This is a genomic window from Halobacteriovorax sp. RT-2-3, from assembly GCF_047085075.1.
Classification (GTDB): Bacteria; Bdellovibrionota; Bacteriovoracia; order Bacteriovoracales; family Bacteriovoracaceae; genus Halobacteriovorax_A.
Map to the genome: position 1 here is coordinate 23,511 of NZ_JBKIYF010000002.1, position 20,996 is coordinate 44,506.

Annotated in this window: 21 protein-coding genes; 14 read left to right on the forward strand and 7 right to left on the reverse strand. The window is 36.3% G+C overall.

Annotation, left to right across the window (positions count from 1 at the left end; genetic code table 11):
• Positions 1-3 precede the first annotated feature (3 nt).
• Positions 4-1,095: a cysteine desulfurase family protein gene (locus tag ACMAYX_RS05855; protein WP_412470081.1), complete on the reverse strand. Its 1,092-nt coding sequence runs from the start codon at positions 1,093-1,095 to the stop codon at positions 4-6.
• Between the two features lie 147 nt (positions 1,096-1,242).
• Between ACMAYX_RS05855 and ACMAYX_RS05860 the strand changes: the two genes are divergently transcribed.
• Positions 1,243-1,728 carry a hypothetical protein gene (locus ACMAYX_RS05860; RefSeq protein ID WP_412471929.1) on the forward strand — a complete coding sequence of 162 codons (486 nt, stop codon included), beginning with the start codon at positions 1,243-1,245 and terminating at the stop codon, positions 1,726-1,728.
• 58 nt (positions 1,729-1,786) lie between these two features.
• Entirely contained in the window at positions 1,787-2,608 is an 822-nt protein-coding gene (locus ACMAYX_RS05865; RefSeq protein ID WP_103219146.1) for a phosphatase domain-containing protein, read from the forward strand.
• 31 nt (positions 2,609-2,639) lie between these two features.
• On the opposite strand, the gene ACMAYX_RS05870 is transcribed toward ACMAYX_RS05865, so the two are convergent.
• Positions 2,640-4,208 carry an AMP-binding protein gene (locus ACMAYX_RS05870; RefSeq protein WP_412471928.1) on the reverse strand — a complete coding sequence of 523 codons (1,569 nt, stop codon included), beginning with the start codon at positions 4,206-4,208 and terminating at the stop codon, positions 2,640-2,642.
• A 48-nt stretch (positions 4,209-4,256) separates the two neighbouring features.
• Between ACMAYX_RS05870 and ACMAYX_RS05875 the strand changes: the two genes are divergently transcribed.
• On the forward strand, positions 4,257-6,932 hold the full coding sequence (locus ACMAYX_RS05875) for a PEP/pyruvate-binding domain-containing protein (protein WP_412471927.1): 2,676 nt from the start codon (positions 4,257-4,259) through the stop codon (positions 6,930-6,932).
• Positions 6,933-6,959: 27 nt separating this feature from the next.
• Here the strand turns inward: ACMAYX_RS05875 and ACMAYX_RS05880 are convergent, their stop codons facing one another.
• Complete coding sequence (locus ACMAYX_RS05880; RefSeq protein WP_412471926.1) at positions 6,960-7,997, reverse strand: DUF3419 family protein; 1,038 nt, start codon at positions 7,995-7,997, stop codon at positions 6,960-6,962.
• 63 nt (positions 7,998-8,060) lie between these two features.
• Here ACMAYX_RS05880 and ACMAYX_RS05885 point away from each other — a divergent pair, with 63 nt between their 5' ends.
• The 6 genes from ACMAYX_RS05885 (at position 8,061) to ACMAYX_RS05910 (ending at position 15,246) form a co-directional block, all read left to right on the forward strand.
• Positions 8,061-8,996, forward strand: a complete 936-nt coding sequence (locus tag ACMAYX_RS05885; protein WP_103219142.1) for a hypothetical protein — start codon at positions 8,061-8,063, stop codon at positions 8,994-8,996.
• Positions 8,986-9,900: a hypothetical protein gene (locus ACMAYX_RS05890; RefSeq protein WP_412471925.1), complete on the forward strand. Its 915-nt coding sequence runs from the start codon at positions 8,986-8,988 to the stop codon at positions 9,898-9,900. Before ACMAYX_RS05885 ends, ACMAYX_RS05890 begins: the two co-directional genes overlap by 11 nt.
• Before the next feature lie 104 nt (positions 9,901-10,004).
• Positions 10,005-12,350, forward strand: coding sequence for a phosphotransferase (locus ACMAYX_RS05895; protein ID WP_412470088.1), 2,346 nt, complete (start codon positions 10,005-10,007; stop codon positions 12,348-12,350).
• Complete coding sequence (locus ACMAYX_RS05900; protein ID WP_412471924.1) at positions 12,343-13,959, forward strand: AMP-binding protein; 1,617 nt, start codon at positions 12,343-12,345, stop codon at positions 13,957-13,959. The genes ACMAYX_RS05895 and ACMAYX_RS05900 overlap by 8 nt, the downstream gene beginning before the upstream one ends.
• Before the next feature lie 4 nt (positions 13,960-13,963).
• On the forward strand, positions 13,964-14,221 hold the full coding sequence (locus ACMAYX_RS05905; protein WP_103219138.1) for an acyl carrier protein: 258 nt from the start codon (positions 13,964-13,966) through the stop codon (positions 14,219-14,221).
• Positions 14,222-14,232: 11 nt separating this feature from the next.
• Positions 14,233-15,246, forward strand: a complete 1,014-nt coding sequence (locus ACMAYX_RS05910; protein ID WP_412470089.1) for a diiron oxygenase — start codon at positions 14,233-14,235, stop codon at positions 15,244-15,246.
• A 35-nt stretch (positions 15,247-15,281) separates the two neighbouring features.
• Here ACMAYX_RS05910 and ACMAYX_RS05915 read toward each other — a convergent pair whose 3' ends face one another.
• The gene (locus tag ACMAYX_RS05915) at positions 15,282-15,647 is read right to left on the reverse strand and encodes a response regulator (RefSeq protein ID WP_392992403.1); all 366 of its coding nucleotides are present in this window, start codon (positions 15,645-15,647) and stop codon (positions 15,282-15,284) included.
• The gene (locus ACMAYX_RS05920; protein WP_412463127.1) at positions 15,619-16,932 is read right to left on the reverse strand and encodes a CFI-box-CTERM domain-containing protein; all 1,314 of its coding nucleotides are present in this window, start codon (positions 16,930-16,932) and stop codon (positions 15,619-15,621) included. The genes ACMAYX_RS05915 and ACMAYX_RS05920 overlap by 29 nt, the downstream gene beginning before the upstream one ends.
• A gap of 104 nt (positions 16,933-17,036) precedes the next feature.
• Between ACMAYX_RS05920 and ACMAYX_RS05925 the strand changes: the two genes are divergently transcribed.
• From ACMAYX_RS05925 to rpsD, 3 genes are all read left to right on the forward strand, one after another.
• Positions 17,037-17,546 carry a rhodanese-like domain-containing protein gene (locus ACMAYX_RS05925; RefSeq protein WP_103219133.1) on the forward strand — a complete coding sequence of 170 codons (510 nt, stop codon included), beginning with the start codon at positions 17,037-17,039 and terminating at the stop codon, positions 17,544-17,546.
• Entirely contained in the window at positions 17,543-18,403 is an 861-nt protein-coding gene (locus ACMAYX_RS05930) for an aminotransferase class IV (RefSeq protein WP_103219132.1), read from the forward strand. Before ACMAYX_RS05925 ends, ACMAYX_RS05930 begins: the two co-directional genes overlap by 4 nt.
• A 183-nt stretch (positions 18,404-18,586) precedes the next feature.
• Entirely contained in the window at positions 18,587-19,219 is a 633-nt protein-coding gene (gene rpsD / locus ACMAYX_RS05935) for a 30S ribosomal protein S4 (RefSeq protein WP_103219131.1), read from the forward strand.
• Between the two features lie 52 nt (positions 19,220-19,271).
• Here rpsD and ACMAYX_RS05940 read toward each other — a convergent pair whose 3' ends face one another.
• Together ACMAYX_RS05940 and ACMAYX_RS05945 are read right to left on the reverse strand one after the other, a co-directional pair.
• Positions 19,272-19,829 carry an adenylyltransferase/cytidyltransferase family protein gene (locus tag ACMAYX_RS05940; RefSeq protein ID WP_412471923.1) on the reverse strand — a complete coding sequence of 186 codons (558 nt, stop codon included), beginning with the start codon at positions 19,827-19,829 and terminating at the stop codon, positions 19,272-19,274.
• 3 nt (positions 19,830-19,832) lie between these two features.
• The gene (locus ACMAYX_RS05945) at positions 19,833-20,135 is read right to left on the reverse strand and encodes a hypothetical protein (protein WP_103219129.1); all 303 of its coding nucleotides are present in this window, start codon (positions 20,133-20,135) and stop codon (positions 19,833-19,835) included.
• A gap of 69 nt (positions 20,136-20,204) precedes the next feature.
• Between ACMAYX_RS05945 and ACMAYX_RS05950 the strand changes: the two genes are divergently transcribed.
• Together ACMAYX_RS05950 and ACMAYX_RS05955 are read left to right on the forward strand one after the other, a co-directional pair.
• Entirely contained in the window at positions 20,205-20,549 is a 345-nt protein-coding gene (locus ACMAYX_RS05950; RefSeq protein WP_103219128.1) for a hypothetical protein, read from the forward strand.
• On the forward strand, positions 20,549-20,965 hold the full coding sequence (locus tag ACMAYX_RS05955; RefSeq protein WP_103219127.1) for an NINE protein: 417 nt from the start codon (positions 20,549-20,551) through the stop codon (positions 20,963-20,965). The genes ACMAYX_RS05950 and ACMAYX_RS05955 overlap by 1 nt, the downstream gene beginning before the upstream one ends.
• Positions 20,966-20,996: the final 31 nt, after the last annotated feature.

Below are 20,996 nucleotides of genomic sequence, written 5' to 3' on the forward strand. Positions count from 1 at the left end.
TTCCTATTTAATTAAAAAACCAATTTCTTCAATAACTTCGCCAAAACCTTTTAAAAGGCCTTCCACCTCTTCTTGTGTTGTTGACTTACCAATCGATATCCTAAGAATATTTTTATGAAACTTCTCTTCAATCCCAAGTCCTGCAAAGAGAGGGTTTAATCCCTTAATCTTTGATGAACAAGCTGTAGATGAAGAGATCATGATTCCCTTGGTTTCAAGGTGTCTCATGATGATATCACTAGCAATTCCCTCAAAGAGAACACATAGAATAAATGGTGAAGTATTTCGATCCTCAAATGGATAACTTATATTTTTATGTAGAGCACTTAGCCCTTTTTTAATTACTTCTTTAAGAACTTCTGCTTTCTCAAATGAACTCTCTAAATCCTTAAAGGCCAATTCACATGCTCTCTCAAGAGCTACAACAAGAGAAGTAGGAGGTGTCGATGCTCTTAGGCCTTTTTCATGTGCACCACCTCTTAGGTAGCGTTTAAGAAATTGAACCTTACTTTCTTTAAAAATAAGACCGCCAATTCCTCTTGGACCTCCCATTTTATGAGCACCAAAAGTGACATAATCAATTTCAGAGTCTTTGAGTGTGAAAGGAACCTTACCAAAGCCTTGTGTCGCATCCACATGAACGAGACACTTTCTATTCTTGGCCTTCACAGCTTGCGCTATTTTTTCAACTTCAAAGTATTGTCCAGATTGTGAGTTAACAAGGCTGATACATACAAGTTGTGTTTCACTTGTTACGCCATCGACAATTTCATCGATGCTTTTATAACCTTGTCCATTATCAATGACTTTAGTGACAGAAGGATGATCTCCACTTAAAAAAATAATCCCCTCCTCAATCGAGCGAATCACCTGATTATTTGCTTCAGTTGCAGAAGAAGTGAAGATTAGGCCATAGTTTTTGGCCTGAATAAGTTTTAAGATATTACTTCTAGCATCCTCAATTTTCTTAGCACATTCCTTTCCTGCTAAATGCTTAGCAGCAGGATTTGGATAGTCCAGTTCGAAGCTTTGCGATAAAACTTCAATAACTTCAGGATAGAGCTTAGTTGAGGCAGCGTGATCAAAATAGTACATAATTTGCCTTATACCATGTTTTAAACAGTAAGTACCTTAAATAACGATATTTTTAGACACTGTCCATATACTAAACACTCCAAGTTACTGAAAGCTCGTATAAAACTGCCCTATTTCTTGGCACTTTTCTTGCTCTATAAAATACATATGAAAATAAGATACTTTATCTTTATATTAATCGGAGTCTACTGGCTTTCAAATACGGTTCATGCAGTTGGACCTAAGGCCAATGACTACCTCTTTCGCTCTCAAGTAAAAATTGAAGAGTTTAATAACTTTTCAAAGAAAGGACTGGGCCATCTTGCGGCCAGAAGTCTTAACGAATCAAAAGATTATCTAGAAAGATTAGCACAGATTAAGCACGAACTCTCCCAAGAACAATTAAATCTCTTAAATGAACTACACGAAGAAGTGACTCAAAAAGAAAAAATTGAAGCCGAAACAATCAGCACTTGTGATTATCGAAATATTGAGCACTATAAGGAGATTGAAAAGCTAAAAGAGCTAAAAGTGAATGGTAGTATTCTCACATTCAGATCTCATAAGAATCTCTACTTATTAAAGGCCAAAGAAGTCCAAAAATGCCAACAATTCAGTACTTGGATGGAAAACTTTAACGAAATCTCTGTATAATGTTCATACTAACGCGATACATGGTGAAATTAGTGAATTCATTCAATATGATTTCTTCATGAAAACAAGAAAGATGAAATCAGTAATCCTAGTATTAATGTTAAACCTCTTAGCTTCGGCAACACTAGCTTTTACTAAAGATAGTGGGAAGACGATTCTAATTTCAGATATCGACGACACAATTAAAGTTGGCCATATCAGATCAAAGGTCGATGCCGTTTCAAACGCCTACCGTACAAATAATATTTTCCTTGGCATGGCCGACCTTTATCACATCATAAAAAATCGCCTCGATGCAGATGTTTTTTATCTAACAAATGCGCCAGAGGAAGTGATGGCATGGTCGCACAATGAACTCCTTAAAAACGGAAACTTCCCAGAGGGAAGCTTGGAAATTAGACCTTTTAAAGTATCGAGCAAGGTATTTAAAGCGCAAAGACTTCAAGAGCTAATCGCTGAGAATAGACCTGATACAGTTATCCTAGTTGGTGATAACGGAGAACACGATAACTCTTTCTATAATGGTATCAAACAGACTTATCCAGGAATTAAGTTTCATACTTTTATACGTGCTGCCTACAACTTTGATGAATCAAATGAACTCTACAAAGGTCAAGCAAGTTTTGTTACACCATTTGAAATCGCAGATACTCTTTATCAGAGAAAAGTTTTAGAAAGATCTGACTCGAAAGAGCTTTTAGATAAGCATCTTCAAAATTATATGGAAGAGTACCTTTTAAGAGATAAAGGACAACTTTATACTCCTCACTGGCAAAGATGTTATGGACACGAAGTAAATAGCGGATCAAGCCTATTTTCAACACTACCTAAAGAGCTGACAAAGAAGATCTCAATTCTTTGTCGAAATTACGATAACTAGTATAAGAGTTTAGATATCAATCCAGCACAATCTACTTGTGCTGGATACTTTCTCTTATGGCATTTCGGTCAACTCGAGAAAAATGCCTTGAATCAACAGGAACACGGCCAAATTCAACTAGCGCTTCACCAAGATTCCAATCATTTAAGATTTCACTAATATGTTCTTTTATCTTAACTTCACCCTCAATCAGACACAATATCGTATCATTGACTTGAACGAGAGCTGCTCTTTGAACACCATCAATTCGGGCCAATTCATTCTCATAGTGAAATGTTGGAACGAGCTTGCCATTAACCTTTAAACAATCTTTGAGTCGCCCAAGAAGATAAATCTGTCCCCCACTCACATATCCAACATCACCAGTGAGGTGCCAAAGTCTTCCCTGTTCATCCCATCTCTTAGTCGTTTTATTGGCTGGATGATTATCAATATACTCTTTAATAACATGAGGTCCACTTAGACAGATTTCTCCCCAAACGACTCCTTCCTGAAAATCAAAACCATTAGCGACCTTATCAATCTTAGTATCTAAAACTTCAATGATATGCCCCAACTTAAGTCCAACTTTCTTATTTGAAATATACTCTTCAATTGGAACAAAACTAATGGGCTCAACTTCAGTAGAGCCATAGATAATATGAATCTCAACCAACGAACAGGCCCTATCGAATTGTTCCTTCACAAAACTTGCATGCTTTGTCGATATTTCAGCACCACCAATGATAATACTTCTTAACGATGGAATTTTGACATCATTTGATGCAAGGTAGTCAGCAAGTCTTTTGATAATCATTGGATTAGCACTAAATCGCGTGACACCATATTGATTCATTTGCGCAATAACCCTCGAAGCATCAAACTCAGCTAATTTACGATAGTCGATATCTGGGAAAATTGTGGTGATTCCAAGGCCCAAGTTTTGTAGAACAAGAGTTGGGAAAAATGGCATATCAACTTCATCTTCTTTATGTAGCCAAAAATATTCTGAGACAATCTTTTGTGATAAAAAGATATCAAGACTTCGATTTGCCGCCTTAGGTCTTCCAGTGGAGCCAGTTGTAAAAGAAATAAGTGTCTGAGCATCTTGCTCAATTGGTGTTTGCGAGAAATTAAGATTATCTTGCGCTCTAATACTTGTTAAAGTTTTAGTAAAAAGACAATTTTGATCAAACGTAAAGCGCTTCATCTTCCACAGAGCAGGAATTAAAGGCGTCCATTTTAAAAGCTCTTTAACAGAGATGATCCCTTGAGCATTTGCATCTTCAATGGCCTGCTTAAGTTTATCCTTTGGCATAGTAGAATCAATTGAGACGACAACTGATCCCATATAGAACAATGCCACCATTATCTGATAAAGCTCCAGTCGCAATGGAATGAGTACGATAACTCGATCCCCTTTCTTTATTCCAGCATCAGATAATGTCTTTATCCATGCCCCAACCTGAGACATAAACTCGCCATAGTTCTGATCTTTATTTTGATAGATCAAGCATCGCTTTTCTAAATTATTTCGAAAGTGAGAATCCAGGTAGTGACATCCATTTATCGGTATACCTTCGTAATCCAGTTCTTGCCTTATATCTTCAATTTTTTTCATATGATAATATTAAATGAAAATAATATAATTTGTAATGTTAGGTAGTAAATGTATCTATTAAGTAAATTTGATTCTCTTCTTACAACAAAAACACAAGTTGGTGGTAAGGCCTATAACCTTGCTAAGCTTGAAAAGTGTCGTGTTAATACACCAGATTGGTTTTGTATCACTAGTGATTACTTTCAAACATTAGTTGACCAAAATGAGGTATTAAAGCGACTCATCGTAAGCTACACACAACTTCAATTTATTGATGATTTAAAAGAACTAATTGCAAAAATTCATGCTGAAATTGATAAGTGTGAAATTTCCATTATTGATGAAGTTATGGAGAGAATTAATCCTAATATTCACTATGCTATTAGAAGCTCAGCTGCTGATGAGGATGGTAGTCACTTCTCTTTCGCTGGACAATTAGAGTCTTTTCTCTATGTTCAAGGAAAAGATAAAATAGAAGATGCCATTAGAAATTGTTTTAAAAGCAACTTCTCTCTAACGGCCCTTACATATCGCTTTAAAAATCAAATCCATCAATCGACACCAAAGATGGCGGTTATCATCCAAGAGATGATTGATCCTGAGAAGTCAGGTGTTCTCTTTACGGCCAATCCAATTAATGGATACAGAGACGAGATGCTTATTTCAGCAAACTACGGTCAAGGAGAAGGTGTTGTAAGTGGTGAATGCAATACTGATGAATACACAATCAATGACCTTGGTATCATTAGAGATGAAATTAGGGAAAAAGACTATAAGATTATTGCTGACTACGAAAACAAAACAACAAAGAAAGTTGAAGTTACAGGAAATGATATCAATTCAAGTGTCTTAACTCACGCAGAAATCATTGAGTTAAATAAGCTTGCCCTAAATATTCTTGCATTAAAGAAGAAGCCTCAAGATATAGAATTTTGTTTTCAAAATGGAAATATCTATATTGTCCAGACACGAGATATCACATCTCTTCCAATGGATAAGCGTGAAGACTTCGCCAATGTTTTTGATAACTCAAATATCCAAGAATCATTCAATGGAGTTACAACACCCCTAACTTTCTCTTATGCCTCAAAGATGTACTACAAGGTCTATCATCAACTACTAGGCTTAACTGGGCTAAGTGAAGAAGAGTTAAAAAAGCACGAAAAAAGACATAAGAATATGATCGCTCTTATTGAAGGTCGAGTATTCTACAATATTCAATCTTGGTATAAGGGGCTCCTTTTGCTTCCGTCCTTTAAACAATCTAAAGGAGATATGGAGAAAATGATGGGGATTACAGACCCTGTCGACTTTATTGAAGATAAAGACCTACCTTTATGTGAGAGATTAAGAATGTTACCAGGTCTGATAAAAACCTTTGGTAGTCTTCTTTGGTATTTCTCAAAAATAGATAAAGTTGTTGCCGACTTTATGTCTGATTTTTATAAAGTTTATAATGACATTGATTTCACCAAACTCAATAGACTTAATCTTACTCAACTCTATGATCTAACTGAAGAGCTCGATCAGAAGATCACGAGTAAATGGCACGCTCCACTTATAAATGACTTCTACGTTATGATGATGAATGGTAAGATGTATCGCTGGATGGATAAGCTTGGTGTTGAAAATGCAGATATCACTCTTGGAAATTTATTATCAGGAGAACATGATATTGCCAGTACTCAACCGACTAAAGAACTTTTAAAAATAAGTGATGAAATTAAGAAATGCGATCAAAATCTTAAGGATCAATTCCTAAAACTAGAAAATTCAAAAGTTATGGACTTCTTCTATATCAACAATAAAGCCATTTTTGATTTATGCCAAGATTATATCGAAAACTATGGTGATCGCACAATTGGTGAGCTTAAGCTTGAAAGCTTATCACTGAGAGAAAGCCCAGACTTTCTCATCAATATTCTAAAAAATTACGTGATTAAAGAAAGCCTAAGTTATGAAAGCTTCATTGCAAATGAGCTTGAACTTAGAGAGTCTGAAGAAGAAAAGATTGAGCCAATAGTTAAGAAAAAGCTTTCAATTTTTGGAAGAAAACGTTTTTATAAAGATCTGGCAAAACTTAGAAAGGCCATTCGTTATCGTGAAAACACAAGACTTCTTAGAACAAAGTCTTTTGGTATCTCACGTCAAATTTACCGTGAAATGGGAAATCAATTAGCAAACTTCAATCTAATTAGTACACCAGATGATATTTTCTTTTTAACTCTTAGTGAAATTGAAGAACTAAAAGATGGGCGTATTGTTCAGACAAATCTAAAAGAACTAATAAGCTTAAGAAAGTCTGAGTACGATTCATATGAAGATGAGGAACCTGGTCATCACTTTAAGACATTTGGCTTCGTTCACGCAGGAAATAAATTTATCTATGAAGGCAATACAAATCTTGATCATGATGGTGCATTAAAAGGTATAGGATGTTACCCAGGTCACATCACAGGAGAGGTTGCCCTACTCTTTAAGCCGGATGATGGAATTGATGTTAATGACAAGATTCTATGTACAGTAAGAACTGATCCAGGATGGGCACCATTATTTCCGTCAATCAAAGGACTACTTGTAGAAAAGGGATCGACACTTTCCCACTCAGCAGTTATTGCTAGAGAACTTAAGATTCCTACAATCGTCGGAGTTCCAGGAATTACAAAAATTGTAGAAAATGGACAAGATATTGAAATGGACTGTGAAAAAGGTCTAATCAACTTATTACAAGAAAATCAAGAATAAATAAAGGCCTCATAAGAGGCCTTTTCTTTATGAAACTCTTTTATAAAATTTTATGTCGTAAACTCCGACCTTTTCTTTCTTTATAAGATCTTTAAATTCAGCTGTGATATCTTCAAAGCCTTCTAGTTCCGGCGTATGGACACGTAGATAATAACGGACACAAATAACTCCACCAATAGCAATTGATGGCCTTGCCTTCTTAATAAAATCCTTACCTAGTTTATCATCAAAGTAACTAGGAACATCTGAGTAAGAAAAGTAATCAAATTGATACTTACCACTTTCAAGCTCCGCAACCACATCACCAATATGATAATTAACTTGCGTTGTCTCTATGCACTCTTTAAGCTCAGAATAATTTCGACAACGAAGGGGTGTATTTGTCAAAGTAACTTCACCAAAAAAGCACAGGCTTAAGAAAAAATTATCTTTAATCAGATTATTCTTAAATAGACGAGCAAATCGGTTTCGATAAAATTTCACATAACTTTCTGGGATATTCTTTCTAATGAAGTCACCTCGATACAAGAGAGAGTTCATTAAGGCCTTATTTCCTACAATTGATAAGACAACTGTCCACTTAACCTTAAAGCTTACTGTATCCATTATATTTAATTGCTCTTGAATTGTTTTACAATTTCTAAGGGCCTCAATAATACGATGTCCTAAAATTTTACGACAAAGCTTTGAAAAGGTAATAAATGTTTTTTCCCATGATCCGGCAAGTGCCGCAATTTCATTGGCCTCAAAATAATCATTAAGTCCAACATTAGCACCAACTGTTTTTAAAATCGCGGAATCATCATGGTATGCTCTTAAATAATCCACTTCTTCAAGTGCAAGAATCGCCTTCTCATACGCTCTTGCCCATTCAATCTGAAGGCCCGATACATCAAAGAGGTCTAACTTTGAGTCAGTATTTGTAATAAGGTATAACCCTCTTGGTCCTGCACCACAAATAGAGCCAATTTTTTTAGGAGAAAGTTTTTCACAAACTTTTGACTCCATCTCAATATCTTCATTTGCTAGTGAGTAATTTAATTTGTCAGTAAAATATTTTGCCATGTCACAATTATAGTTGTTTTCATTATATAATGGTACAAAGAAAATAAATTCAGATGAGGATGTATGAGCAAAGATATAAGTCATATTACAATAGAAGATTCATTTATTAAGAGATATTTAGCTTGGTCAAACGAGCGCTTCCCAATGGCCAATGTCATCTCCGGTCTAATAACTTTCTTTGTCATGAGTCGCCTTGCTCTATTCTTACAAGATAAAGCATTAGATTTTACACCATTAGATATCCTAGGGGCAGTTGCTGTAGTCGGACACTACTTTGTCTTAAGAGTATTTGATGAACATAAAGATTTCAAAGTTGACTGTATTAATCACCCAGAGCGTGCGCTCCAAAGAGGCCTCATTAAACTTTGGCACCTAGATATTATTGCTGCAGTTTTTACTATTATTGGATTAATTTATTCTGCTTTAATTTCAAATAATTATTTAACGCTTATTTGCTACGGCGCTGTTTATCTGTGGTCCATACTTATGGCCAAGGAGTTCTTTATTGGTACATGGCTAGAAAAGCGCTTAACGCTTTATTCAATTAGCCACATGCTCGTTTCTCCTCTTATTATTATTTGGATTATGTCGGCAAAATGGCAGGTTCCTACATTTGAATTCTATGTTTATCTTATTCTTGCCATGTCTTTTGCATCAGGTTTCTCATATGAATTTACAAGAAAGACTCGTGGCCCTGAAGAAGAGACTGAAACACTTGACTCATATACAAAGATTTATGGCACAGGTGGAAGCGTTCTCATTATCACATTAATGAATATGATAACTCTTGGATGTTTTCTTTATCTCATCCCACTAATGCCGAATCTACGATCAATTCTAGCAGCAATGGGTATCGCAGGTTTTGCAGCTGCTCAATCGACACTTTTTAAATATTTAAAAAAACCAAGTCTTGAAGGACGTAAGAAGAATGAAAAGTCATTCGGACTCTTCGCTCTCCTACTTTATATCGCTCTTATTGTAGGTGTTTATGCAAATTAATTTAGACCGACTTACCCAAGAGCAAAAACAAGAGTTCCTTCTTTTTAAAGATAACGAAGCAATCTCAAGTATTGAACAATTTGTTGATGGCGATGCTTCAGCAATTTTCTTTCTTATTGATAAGCAAGCGTACTTTGGTTTTTGTAATGGGAAGCTATCACAAAGCTTTATTGAGGCCGCCAAAGATTATCGTGAAAAGTATGGAAGCGAAAAGATGGTTGGGCCATTAAATCTTTCTACATATAATAGCTACCGCTTAAAACAGAATGAAGATCTACCTCATCACTTAATGGAGCCCTCTTACGACAAAGAGTTGTACGAATTATTGAAGTCTCATGGTGAGATCTTTGAGAGTTATGTAACTTATGAAATTAATGATTTTGATAAGCTCTTAAAATGGTCTGAGCAATTTGATGAAATTGATGATTCACCAATGACTGAAAATTATGACCTAAAAGTAATTGATGGACAATTTTGGCTTGATAACCTTGAACGATTTTACCAAAGTGCTGATCAAGTTTTTGGAGAGAATATCGCCTACTCACCAATTTCATTTGAAACATTCAAACTTAAGTATGGCCAACAAGCGGCTGGCCTTATTTGTCCTCATACCTCACGTGCTCTAATTTCAAAAGCAGACAATTCAATTATTGGGATCATCCTAAATTTTGTGGATCCCACAGCAACAAATATAAAGAGGCTCTTAATTAAGACTATGGGAGTCCATCCAGATCATCGTTACATGGGGCTAAGCTTCATTTACCTACTTAAGGAAATTATCCCCCAAGTAAGATCTCATTATGAGCAAGCTTATCTATGCTTGATGCGAGACGGGAACCTTCCCTCACTATTTGCGAAAGATATTTCGCAGAAAACTCGCTACTATCACCTATTCACTATCTAAACTATTGATTTTACTAGTATAAAACTGCCGTCTACTGTGTAGACGGCCATAGTACAATTTTCAATCAAACGTTCTCGTTCATCTTTATAAGCTATATTTGAACTATGAAGATCAATGAAATTAGCACAAATTCAGCTTCTGAGCAGGAAGCAAAAGTCGTAAAGCAGAAGCTTTCGGCCCCATCTCGTTTTGACTACTCTGAAGCGGCAAGGCTAAATCGTATTGCGATTTTAGAGGCCCAGTGTGGGGAAAATCTCGACTCAATTCAAATAACAGACCTAGATGGATTAAACCTCAAGGGTAATATTGAGTCTTATGCTGGAAGTATTTCAATTCCAATGGGAATTTGTGGGCCATTAAAAATTAATGAGAAAGGTGAAAAGGAAGATTTATATATTCCAATTGCAACCTCAGAGGGCGCTCTAGTTTCTTCGATCACTCGTGGTGCACTTGCTGTTTCTTTAAGTGGTGGCTTCAAGGCCAAGGTTTTAAGAAAGCGTATGTACCGTGCTCCAGTTTTCACATTTGATGATATTGACCATGCTGATGAATTTATCTCATGGCTAGAAGATAACTTCGATACGATCAAAAGTATTACTAAAAAGTATTCAAACTTTGCAGATCTAAAAAAGATCAAGCCAGTTCTTATCGGTCGCAATGTTCACGCGAAATTTATCTATGAGTGTGCCGACGCTTCCGGACAAAACATGACAACTGTTTGTACGTGGCAATCATGTCTTTGGATCAAAGAAGAGCTTTTAACTTCAAAAATTAAACTCGTTGAATTCTTCTTAGAAGGAAATGGTTCAAGTGATAAGAAAGTTTCTGTTGGTTCTGCAATGCAGACTCGTGGAACATATGTAACTGCAGAATGTGTAGTGCCAGAAAAAGTATTAAAGCGTATTCTGAAAACATCAAGTACTGATCTCATCAATCTCTACTTAAGATCACTACCTATTACTCGCCTTGAAGGAATGACAGGATATAACGTAAACGTTGCCAACGCTGTTGCGGCCATTTTTGCTTCAACAGGACAAGATCTTGCTTGTATTCATGAGTCATCAACAGCTGTTCTAAATTTTGAAAAACACGAAAAAGGTTTATACGTAAGCTTAACTCTACCTTCACTAGTTATTGGAACTGTTGGAGGTGGAACAGGACTTGGTCACTATAAAGACTGCTTAAAGTCGATCGGTTGTGCAGGAGCAGGAAAGGTCGAAAGGTTTGCAAAAATTATAGCTGGAGCGGCGCTATCTCTTGAGCTTTCAACAATGTCGGCCATCTGTGGTGGACAGTTTGCTTATGCACACGACAAGCTTGGTAGAAATAATCCGAAAGATCAGCTTAAAACGAAAGATATCACAAAAGAGTTTATCAATGAAAACTTCACTGATCAGTCAACTCTAGTGAAAGAAAGTGAGTCAATTGAACACGACCACAAGATTAATATTGAAAATGGAATTATCACAGAAGCTACTTCAAGAGTGGTAAACAAATCTCTTGGCTTTACATCACTAGAGATCAACAAAGAAGATAAAATAATTCTGAAGTCAAAACCCCTTGATACTGACGTAATTGCAGGTTTTGCGGCCATTGCAGGTTTTGCGGATAGTGATATCAGAAGAAAATTCATTAAAACAATTCACAATAATGAATTTACGAAATGTCATATTAGAGAAATTGAGGCATACCGTATGGTTTCAAAGGATTTCTCTCGCTATATGCCAGAGCTTCATGGAACATATATAAATGCTCAGAAAGAAGCATACCTTCTTCTTCTAGAAAATTTAAACTTTTCTCAAATTGAGTTAATGAACACTCAAGGATGTTTAGAATTATGGATAAGCTCAACTCGTGAATTAATTTTTGATGCTATATCTAAGATTCATCAGAACTTTGCAAATTCACAAGAAGTTTCTGAGTCGTCTCTTAACCTTGGAAAAGTAAATATTGATAAAGACTTAACGAAATCAATTATCACTTATATTCGTGCACAAAACTACATCAGTGCAAAGACAGAGGAAAAGTTAGAAGAAGTTCTAAATACTTTTGAACAATGGTCAAAGATCATCAACGAAGGTCCAAAGACACTTACTCACAACGACTTTAATCCAAGAAATATTTGTTTTAAAAATGGTCGCCCATGCTTCTATGACTGGGAACTATCTCGCTACAACTCTCCATATAGAGACCTTGTGGAATTCATGAGCTTTACAACACCAAGTGGTGAAATTGCGAATGATATAAATTATTACTTCTCAAAAGATGGGCTTGAACTATCTAAGCAAGAAAAACTAGAAAATATGTTATCTTGTGCAAATGAATATCTACTTAACCGAGTCCTATTCTACTATGTAGGCCACAGTGTAAATGAATATGAGTTCATGCCACATATCTTCAATAAAACACTTGAGATCATCTCATACCTAGAAGGTCAGCTGAATGCGTAATCTCATCGACAAGCTACTTTCAAATAAAGATCAAGAAAAGAAGGTTCTCTTCTTTTACAAGAACTTTAAGCTTGCTAGCTCACTTTCTATAAATGAGCTTATGGAGAAGGCCCGTGTCATTGCTTCTAAAATTAAGGCAAATGATATTACTAAAAAAAATATAATTCTTTCATTTGAAAATGAAGAAAACTTTGTGACTTACTTCTTTGGTATCATCCTATCAGGTAACGTACCTGTACCAATGGCATCAAGTGCCTTAATGCTAAAAGATGATTACCAAGAATTACTATTCCAATTCGCATCTGCGGCACAAACAAAATATATCGCAGCAAAGAACTCTCCAGAGGGCTTTACCAATATAGCAAAATTTAATGACGCTGAGATGGCAACACAATTTGCAAATCCTGAAAGCAGTGAAACTTGTTTTATTCAATTTTCTTCAGGATCAACTTCTGAACCAAAAGGAGTTGTGATAAGCCATAGCAATCTACTTGCAAATAATGATCAAATTAATCAAGGGATCAAATTGAGTGATTCTGATTCTATTTGTACATGGCTACCTCTTCACCATGATATGGGGCTGATAGGAAGTCTGCTCACTGCTCTTTTAAAGAATCTTGAATGTCATATTATTCGTACTCAAGACTATGTCATTGCGCCTCATAAATGGCTTCACCTTGTTTCAGAGACAAAGTGTAGTGCTCTTTGTATCCCAAATTCAGCATATTATGTTTGTGCAACTAAAATCCCAGAAAAGAAGTTAGAAGGTCTTGATCTTTCTCATATACGCTTTGCTCAATGTGGAGCTGAGCCAATTAAGGCCAATGTTTTAAAGGCCTTTAGCAATCGTTTTGAAAAATATGGCTTCAATACTAATGCCATTATGCCAGTTTATGGACTAGCAGAAGCGACTCTTGCAGTAACTTTTCATGAGGTTGGTACACAGTTTGAGACTGTCACGATTAAAGATGAAGAGTTTATTTCTTGTGGTAAAGTTCTAGCACCGACTCAGCTTGAGATTAGAAATCAACACCAAGGTGTTGGTGAAATCTATATAAAAGGGCCATCAGTATCGACTAACTATTATGGTAGAGAAACTCATCTCGAAGATGGATGGCTAAACACAGGAGACCTAGGCTTCTTAGATGAAGAAGGTAGGCTCTACGTAACAGGACGAAGTAAAGATCTCTTAATCTGCAATGGTGTTAATATCTTTGCAAATGATATCGAGTTTATGGCCGCAAAAGTACCTGCGGTAAAGCTTGGGCGTATGGTTGCTTTTTCAATTCAAACAGATAAGAGCGAGAAACCTCACCTCATCATTGAGCTAAATGAGAAGTCAAAAGAGGCCCGTAAAAAAGTCAAAGAAGACGTGGCAAATGCTCTAAAATCAAAATTAGCACTCACAGAAGACAATATTTCAATAGTGCCAGAGCTAACTCTTAAAAAGACAACTAGTGGGAAAGTAAAACGCCAAAATGCCCAAAAAAGATACATGGCCGGAGAAATTACAAAAATCGAGAAAAACTATCGATTTAATCTTATATTATCTCGTTACATAAAAAATAAATTTAAGTTTAATTTCTTAATTAAAGAGAAATTGGGATAAATAGATGAAAGAGCAAATTTTAAAATATTTGAATGAAGCAATTGCTGAAGTTAGTGATGAAAAAGAGATCACACTGACTTTAGAGACTAGCTTTATCACTCTTGGGCTTGATTCTTATGATGCCATGTCATTTATTGGACGTCTTAAGGAAGATTTTGAAGAACTACCTGTAACAATTTTTTTACAGTGTCAAACAACTCAAGACCTAATTAATTACTTAGAAAAAAATCATAACGAAGAACTGAGACAAGTACTTTCATAATTGGAGCTAAGATGGAAACAAGACTTATTAGCAAATTAGAAAAACTTAATAAGCAATCTGTAGAGCGTGCTTTCACTGTTGATGCACTTGATTGGTCTAAACCAATCGATAAGAATCTCAAGTGGACACCAGAAGAAATGGTCACTATCTCTTACTTACCTAGTTATGATCTGCTTACTGAAGCACAAAAACTTAGATTCAATCAATTAATTGGACTCTCTATTTGTGAGCAATTTATTTGGTTTGAAAATGTACTTCTAAATCCGGCACTTAAAAGCTGTAAAAGAATCTATAAGCTTAATCCTCAAATGACAGAGGCCATTGATCACTTTATGGAAGAAGAAGATAAGCACGGTGAAATCTTTCTTAGAATGCTCATGAAGGCAGAGCCAGAAAATTATTCGAAAGAGAGTCCTCTTCGTATTTTTAAACTTGGACCAGTTCAAAACTTTATCATGAAGGTTGTTACGACATTTCCAAATATCTTTCTATGGTGGATTTGGATTGCCCTATTCTTTGAAGAGAGAACATTAGATATTTCTAAAAAATACAATAAGGCCCTTAAGGCCGGTGAAGTGGACTGGAACTTTTGGCAATGCCACTACTATCATATGCTTGATGAAGTAAGACATCAGCAAATTGATGAGTGTTTCCTTGCTGCTTTTTATGACAAAGCAAATCCTATTCTTAGAAAGATTAATGCCAGCGTTTTTGTGAAATTCATTTCCTCATACTTTGGTCCAAAGAGACTTGCAGGAAGAATTCTAGAGCTAATGCAAGAAGAGTTCAGCGATCTTTCACAAGAGACAGTAAATCAATTAAAGGGTGAATTTGAGTCACTTCGTACAAATGTAGAATTTCAACGAAGTGCCTTTTCGAGACAGGGGCTTGGCCGTACTTATGAGCTACTGGCCAAATATAATGAGATGGATGGTTTTTGGGATCTACTGCTTGAAGAAAGCAAAGAAGATCACATCGGAAAAAATCGATACGTACGTGGTACGCATTCGACAATTCTAAACTAGCCAAATAAAAAAGGGACCGCAAACGGTCCCTTTTTTTATTGTAAATCTCTTTTTAAGCTTGTTAGTAATTCATCTAAATCAAAAGGCTTATAAAAGAAACGAGTCACCCCTTCCTTCATAGCTTCTTTCAAAGAAATATCAGCTTGACCTGAAACAAAGTAGAAAACTTTTTCTTTTTGGCTATCGTTGCTATTTGTGCAATCAAGGACAACCTTTCCATTACCATCTGGCATTTTATAGTCAGAAATTATGGCATCAAATGTTTTTCCACTATTGATAAGCTTTACAGCGCTATTTCCAGAGTTGGCGCACTCTGTCTCATAACCTTCAAACTCAAGCTCTTCGGCCAATAGTTCTAGAATATCTGGTTCGTCATCGACGATTAAAACTTTGTACGGCATATGTTAATTCTCTTCTAAACGTTAACAACGTAATTATAGTCATGCATCCTATTATAAACAGGATATTTTGTAAAATAAAATACATTGAGAAACTATATCTCTTAACCATCGAGGCCAAGGCCTTGTTATTTAAGATCGTTTCAACAAAAAATGGCGCACTGCTATAGTAAAAATCAACAAATGCTGCCCCTAGCGTCGTCTTCATCAAGTACTCATCGCGAATGACACGAAAGTAATTCAAGACATAATGATCTCTTTGAAAGCCTGCAGTCACGAGATAGCACTGATTTTGCGACAAAAGCTTTTCAATTGGCTTCGGTTGATAATTTCCAGTTTGCGTGGCCAAATCAGCATTACTCACACTCCCTGGACCGACATAGCCAAAATGATCAAGATATGAAATTGCTGAACTGTAGGTAGTATTATTAGTAAGGTTAGTTACCTTTACATTACCTTCATTTGATTGATCTTCAACAATTCTAATATCATTAATATTTCTCGTTACAACTCCACCGCCACTTTGCACGTAAAGGGCCATTCGAGAAATATAGGCACCATTACCACCATGATCACCGGTGTACTCAATAACAGCAGTCTGATCCCCTGCATATGTACCAATAATGTTAAGTGTTGCACGAGTTCTAATATCAGTAGCTGCTGCACTAATAACAAGCTTAAAGTAGATTGCTCTACCAACAGCATCCGGAATCTCTACTTCTTCATTTGAGCTGTAATCAGTATCATTAGGCATAAAGAATAACACTAATTCAACACTGTCTTTAATAGAAGCGATAGAGTCTGTAATACCAGCACAATTTAGCTCACTCGTTGAACAGATATCTGCAAAACTTACAAAGGGAGCTTCAACTTGAGAGCTTGGTATTTGAGTAACAATTCGAAAAGCAGGATTTGAATTGTCGTTATCTTTTAATGCAACGTAAAGCTCTTCATTAGTGTAAGCAAGTGAGTCAACATCCTGTAAGTAGAGACCACCTAACTCAGATGTTTCATCTGCCAAGTTTGGGCTTAGCCCCCCAGAGTCTGCAGTATAATAAGCAAAATCTTGAGTTCCCGTCCCAAGGCTTAGGGGAACATAAAGAGTAATTGCGGCTTCAGGAGTGGAACCATCTCCACCCAAATTATAAAAAAGCTCATTTAAGTTCTCACCTGTAGAATTTCTCAAGTAGAAGATTGGCTCAGTTTTGTCATCCAGACTCAGAGACGCACCGTAAGCACTAGTGATTGTAAGGTAAAGAAAAATGAAGATTTTAAATAATTTCTGCATAGTAAAATTATGGGTTAAGTTTTATTCATGGTCAAATAATTAAAGATTTGGCATGATAATCAAAATAGTTAAGTTGTTTAAATGACAAAGGTTTGGATCAAATTATGAAATATATTGTTCTCTCAATACTTCTGCTAACTTCTTGTATCGGAACTGATGGAATCAAGGATCAGAGAAAAGTTATTGGCAGTATGGCAACCGCCCTTTCTAAGAAGTACCCAAGCGTTGAAAATATCGACTGTGACTACCTAAAAAGACGCTTACGTTTAAAAGATAATCGCCTCGTAATTGTAGATGCACGAGATATTTATCAATTTGAAGTTTCTCACATTGAACGCGCAATTCCTTTATCGAAGCTTCATGAAGTCTATCCTCAACTTCAAGGCAAAGAAGTTGTCGTCTACTCTACAATTGGAACTCGTTCAACGAAGGCAATACTCGAGCTCTCTAAAACTAATCCTAATACAAAGTTTACAAATTTATTTGGTGGAATCCTCGAGTGGCTACAATGTGGCCAGAAGATTTATCTAATGGGTAAGGAAACAAAAGAAATTCGCTTCGAGAATGACGCCTGGAATATCATCCCAGAAGGATACAAAGCAATTCTCCCATGAAAGTAATAAGTATCAATGGCCAAATTCTAGAGCGAGAAGAAGATGCAAAAATATCTGTACTTGATCGCGGCTTCCTCTACGGTGACTCTGTCTACGAAGTAACGGAAGTTAGAAATGGTAAAATTGGTTTTCTAAAAGAGCACCTTGAACGCTTACAAAACTCTGCTTTAAAGATGCACATGCATCTTCAACTCAACTTTACTGAATATGAAAAGCGCATTGTAGACGTTGCAAAGAAGCTGCACGAAGCAGGTCATGACAGATGCTATATACGATTAATTGTCACACGAGGAGAGGGAGAAATTACTCTTGACCCGCAAGCGGCCAGTAATCAAAATGTCATTATCATCGGTAAAGAGCTTCCTGAAAATCCTAGCACTTGGTATGAAGATGGTGTTGAGGTAATTATCGCTTCAACTCTTAGAAATCCAGTCAAGTCGATGGACCCAAATATCAAATCTGGAAACTATCTTAATAATATCCTTGCATATAACGAGGCCAAAGAAGCAGGCTACTTTGATGCCATCATGCTTAACCAAGATGGCAATGTCACAGAATGTACAACGAGTAATATCTGGATAGTAAAAGATGGTATTTTTAAAACGCCCCCTATTGCAGCTGGACTTCTTAAAGGTATTACCAGAGAAAATGTTATTCGTATTCTTGGCGAACAAGGCATCCCATTTGAAGAGGTAAACTTCACGGGAAGTGAGCTTAAAGAAGCTGACGAATGCTTTCTTACATCATCAACAAAATACCTTGTTCCAATTGTAAAAGTTGACGATACAACGATCGGAAATGGAAAACCTGGAAGTAAAACTATACAAGTGCTTGATATCTTTAAGTCTGAACTCTGAAACTTATATAATATCTAATATTTACATCCTTTCCCATTGACAATAGTGGCCATTGTTCGCTATAAAGCTTCAGTTACATCCGAAAATATTAAGTAAGATTGATGGGCCTAAGGCGTTAGCCTTTGAGATGTGATGTAACTTTTCCTTGTCCCTAAAGTCTTTTTTATTCAAAAGGAGCCAACAATGGCAAAGAGTACTACAGCGAGATCACGCTTTAAAATCCAAAGAGCACTAGGTGTTGAACTTCCAGGTCTTGGTAAAGCTGGTGCATTAGCACGTCGTCCATACGGACCAGGTGTACACGGTAACAAAAGAAAGAAAATTTCTGACTACGCCGTTCGTCTAAAAGAAAAACAAAAACTAGTATTCCACTACGGTCTAAGAGAAAAGCAACTTGTTACTTACGTTAAGCAAGCTAAGAAGAACACTGCAGGTAAGCCATGGATGGAAGTACTTCTATCTAACCTTGAGTCAAGACTGAACAACGTAGTTTTCAGACTTGGATTTGCACCATCAATGATGGCAGCTTCTCAAATGGTTTCTCACGGACAAATCCTAGTTAACGGAAAGAAAGTTGACCGTTCATCTTTCATCGTTGGCCAAGGTGATGTTATCTCTCTAACTGAGAAAGGTTATAACAACCAACTTTACAAGCAAACTCAAGAAACTCCACGTTTCGCAGCAGTTCCAGCTTGTTACAATGTTGAAGGTACAGATAAGAAGAAAGCAACTATGGTTGCTGCTCCTCTTGAATCAGATGTACCATTTGAATTCAACTCTCAGCTAGTTATTGAGTACTACTGGAAAGTAAAGTAGAACCTAATTACATTAGGCTTGAAAATAAAAGGCTCCATTTATGGAGCCTTTCTTATTTTTGGGATCTAATTCTTGTCGAACTTAGCTCTTGATACTCATGAGGCTTAAGATAGATCACCTCAAGCTTTGGATTAAACTCTTTTATCTTAGCTTCCACTTCCCTATACTCATCCATTTTCTCATCACGAGGCACAACATAGATTTTTGAAAGCAGCTGACATACTTTTTCAACTTCATACCATTTTAAAAATGAGCCAAATGTATCATCACCCATCAACCAATTAATATTTGGGTATTTAACCTCTTGCAGCCACTCATATGTGGGTCTTCTAAGCTTCTGGGCCCAAAAGCCCGTATAGATAGGAAATCGAGCTCCTGTGGCATCTTTGATCTTTAGATACTCTCCGTACGGATCCTCTTGTTCATTGGACTTCCAAGGGCTGTAGTCTAAGACAATGATAATATTGTCTTCAAACTCACTACATTGATTTAGACACTCAAGATGCCCTTGATGAAATGGATGAAAACTTCCTCCAAACAATGTAACTGTCGACTTCGTCTCAGAAGAATAAAGCTCTACACTATTGGCTATTTCATCTAATTTGGACATTACTTAAAAATCTTTTTCTTGAAGTGTCTTTCTTCCGCTTTGCTTTGCACGCTCGGCCGCAGAATCGCATTTTACTCTAATGATATCAGACAAGATTTCCATGACATTTGCAGAAGTATTTAGGCCATGCTTATCCTTAATATATTTCTTAAGTTTTGAGGCCACAATTAAGATATCTTTATCAGCAAGGTTAAGAGTTTTTTTATCACTTGAAACTAGAATGCGACGAGGCTCTTTCCTGTCTTTCGACTTATTTTCTTCGCTCACGTTATCTCCATTTGAGTTCATTAAATAATCAACTTTCACATATATCTCCAAGTCTAGTATAATATTAGTGTAACTTAAATTTAAATCTAATAAACCAACGAGCAAAATATGAAGTTCTCTTGCGAATTTAACGATATTGAGTATTTTTTCACTACTGAAATCGGCCCAGACACAAATGATAAATACCATTTATTTCTATCTGGTACAAAGCTTACGAAGTACCAAAATAATGAAATGAAATTTCATACATTAACGATAAATGCTAAGTATGAAGGTCAAGAGCTTAACTATTTTATCACTGGTATCCCCCTGTCTCTTGATGAAGAAGAGCAAATGGAAGAGCTAGAGGATTTCTTTGAGGCCAAGGAAATTTTTGAAAAAATAGAAGATGCCTTTGAGCTTCTTTTAAGTGAGCGCAAAGCACCTCCATGGGGTCTAAAGGAGTATAAATAATGAATCAACAACAAGGAATTCTCCCTAATAACTCTCACAGTAAAGTCATGGGATATCTATTGTGGCTTTTTGGATTTATGGGAGCTCATCGCTTCTACTATGGTAAGCCTATCTCAGGAACGATCTGGATGCTAACACTAGGCCTTTTAGGGCTTGGCTGGCTAGTAGATATCTTTCTAATTCCTTCTATGGATGAAGAATGTGATAATCGCTATTATGAGGGCGTCCTTGATTATAATATCGCTTGGATTCTTCTAACATTTCTAGGTGTCTTTGGATTTCATAAGTTTTATCAAGGAAAGATTCTTATGGGGATACTCTATCTTCTAACGGGTGGCTTCTTCCTCTTTGGCGTTCTTTATGACTTTTGGACACTTAATGAGCAAATCGACGATATCAACAAAGGTATAGCATAAAAAAGGCCCTCACACAGAGGGCCTTTTCATT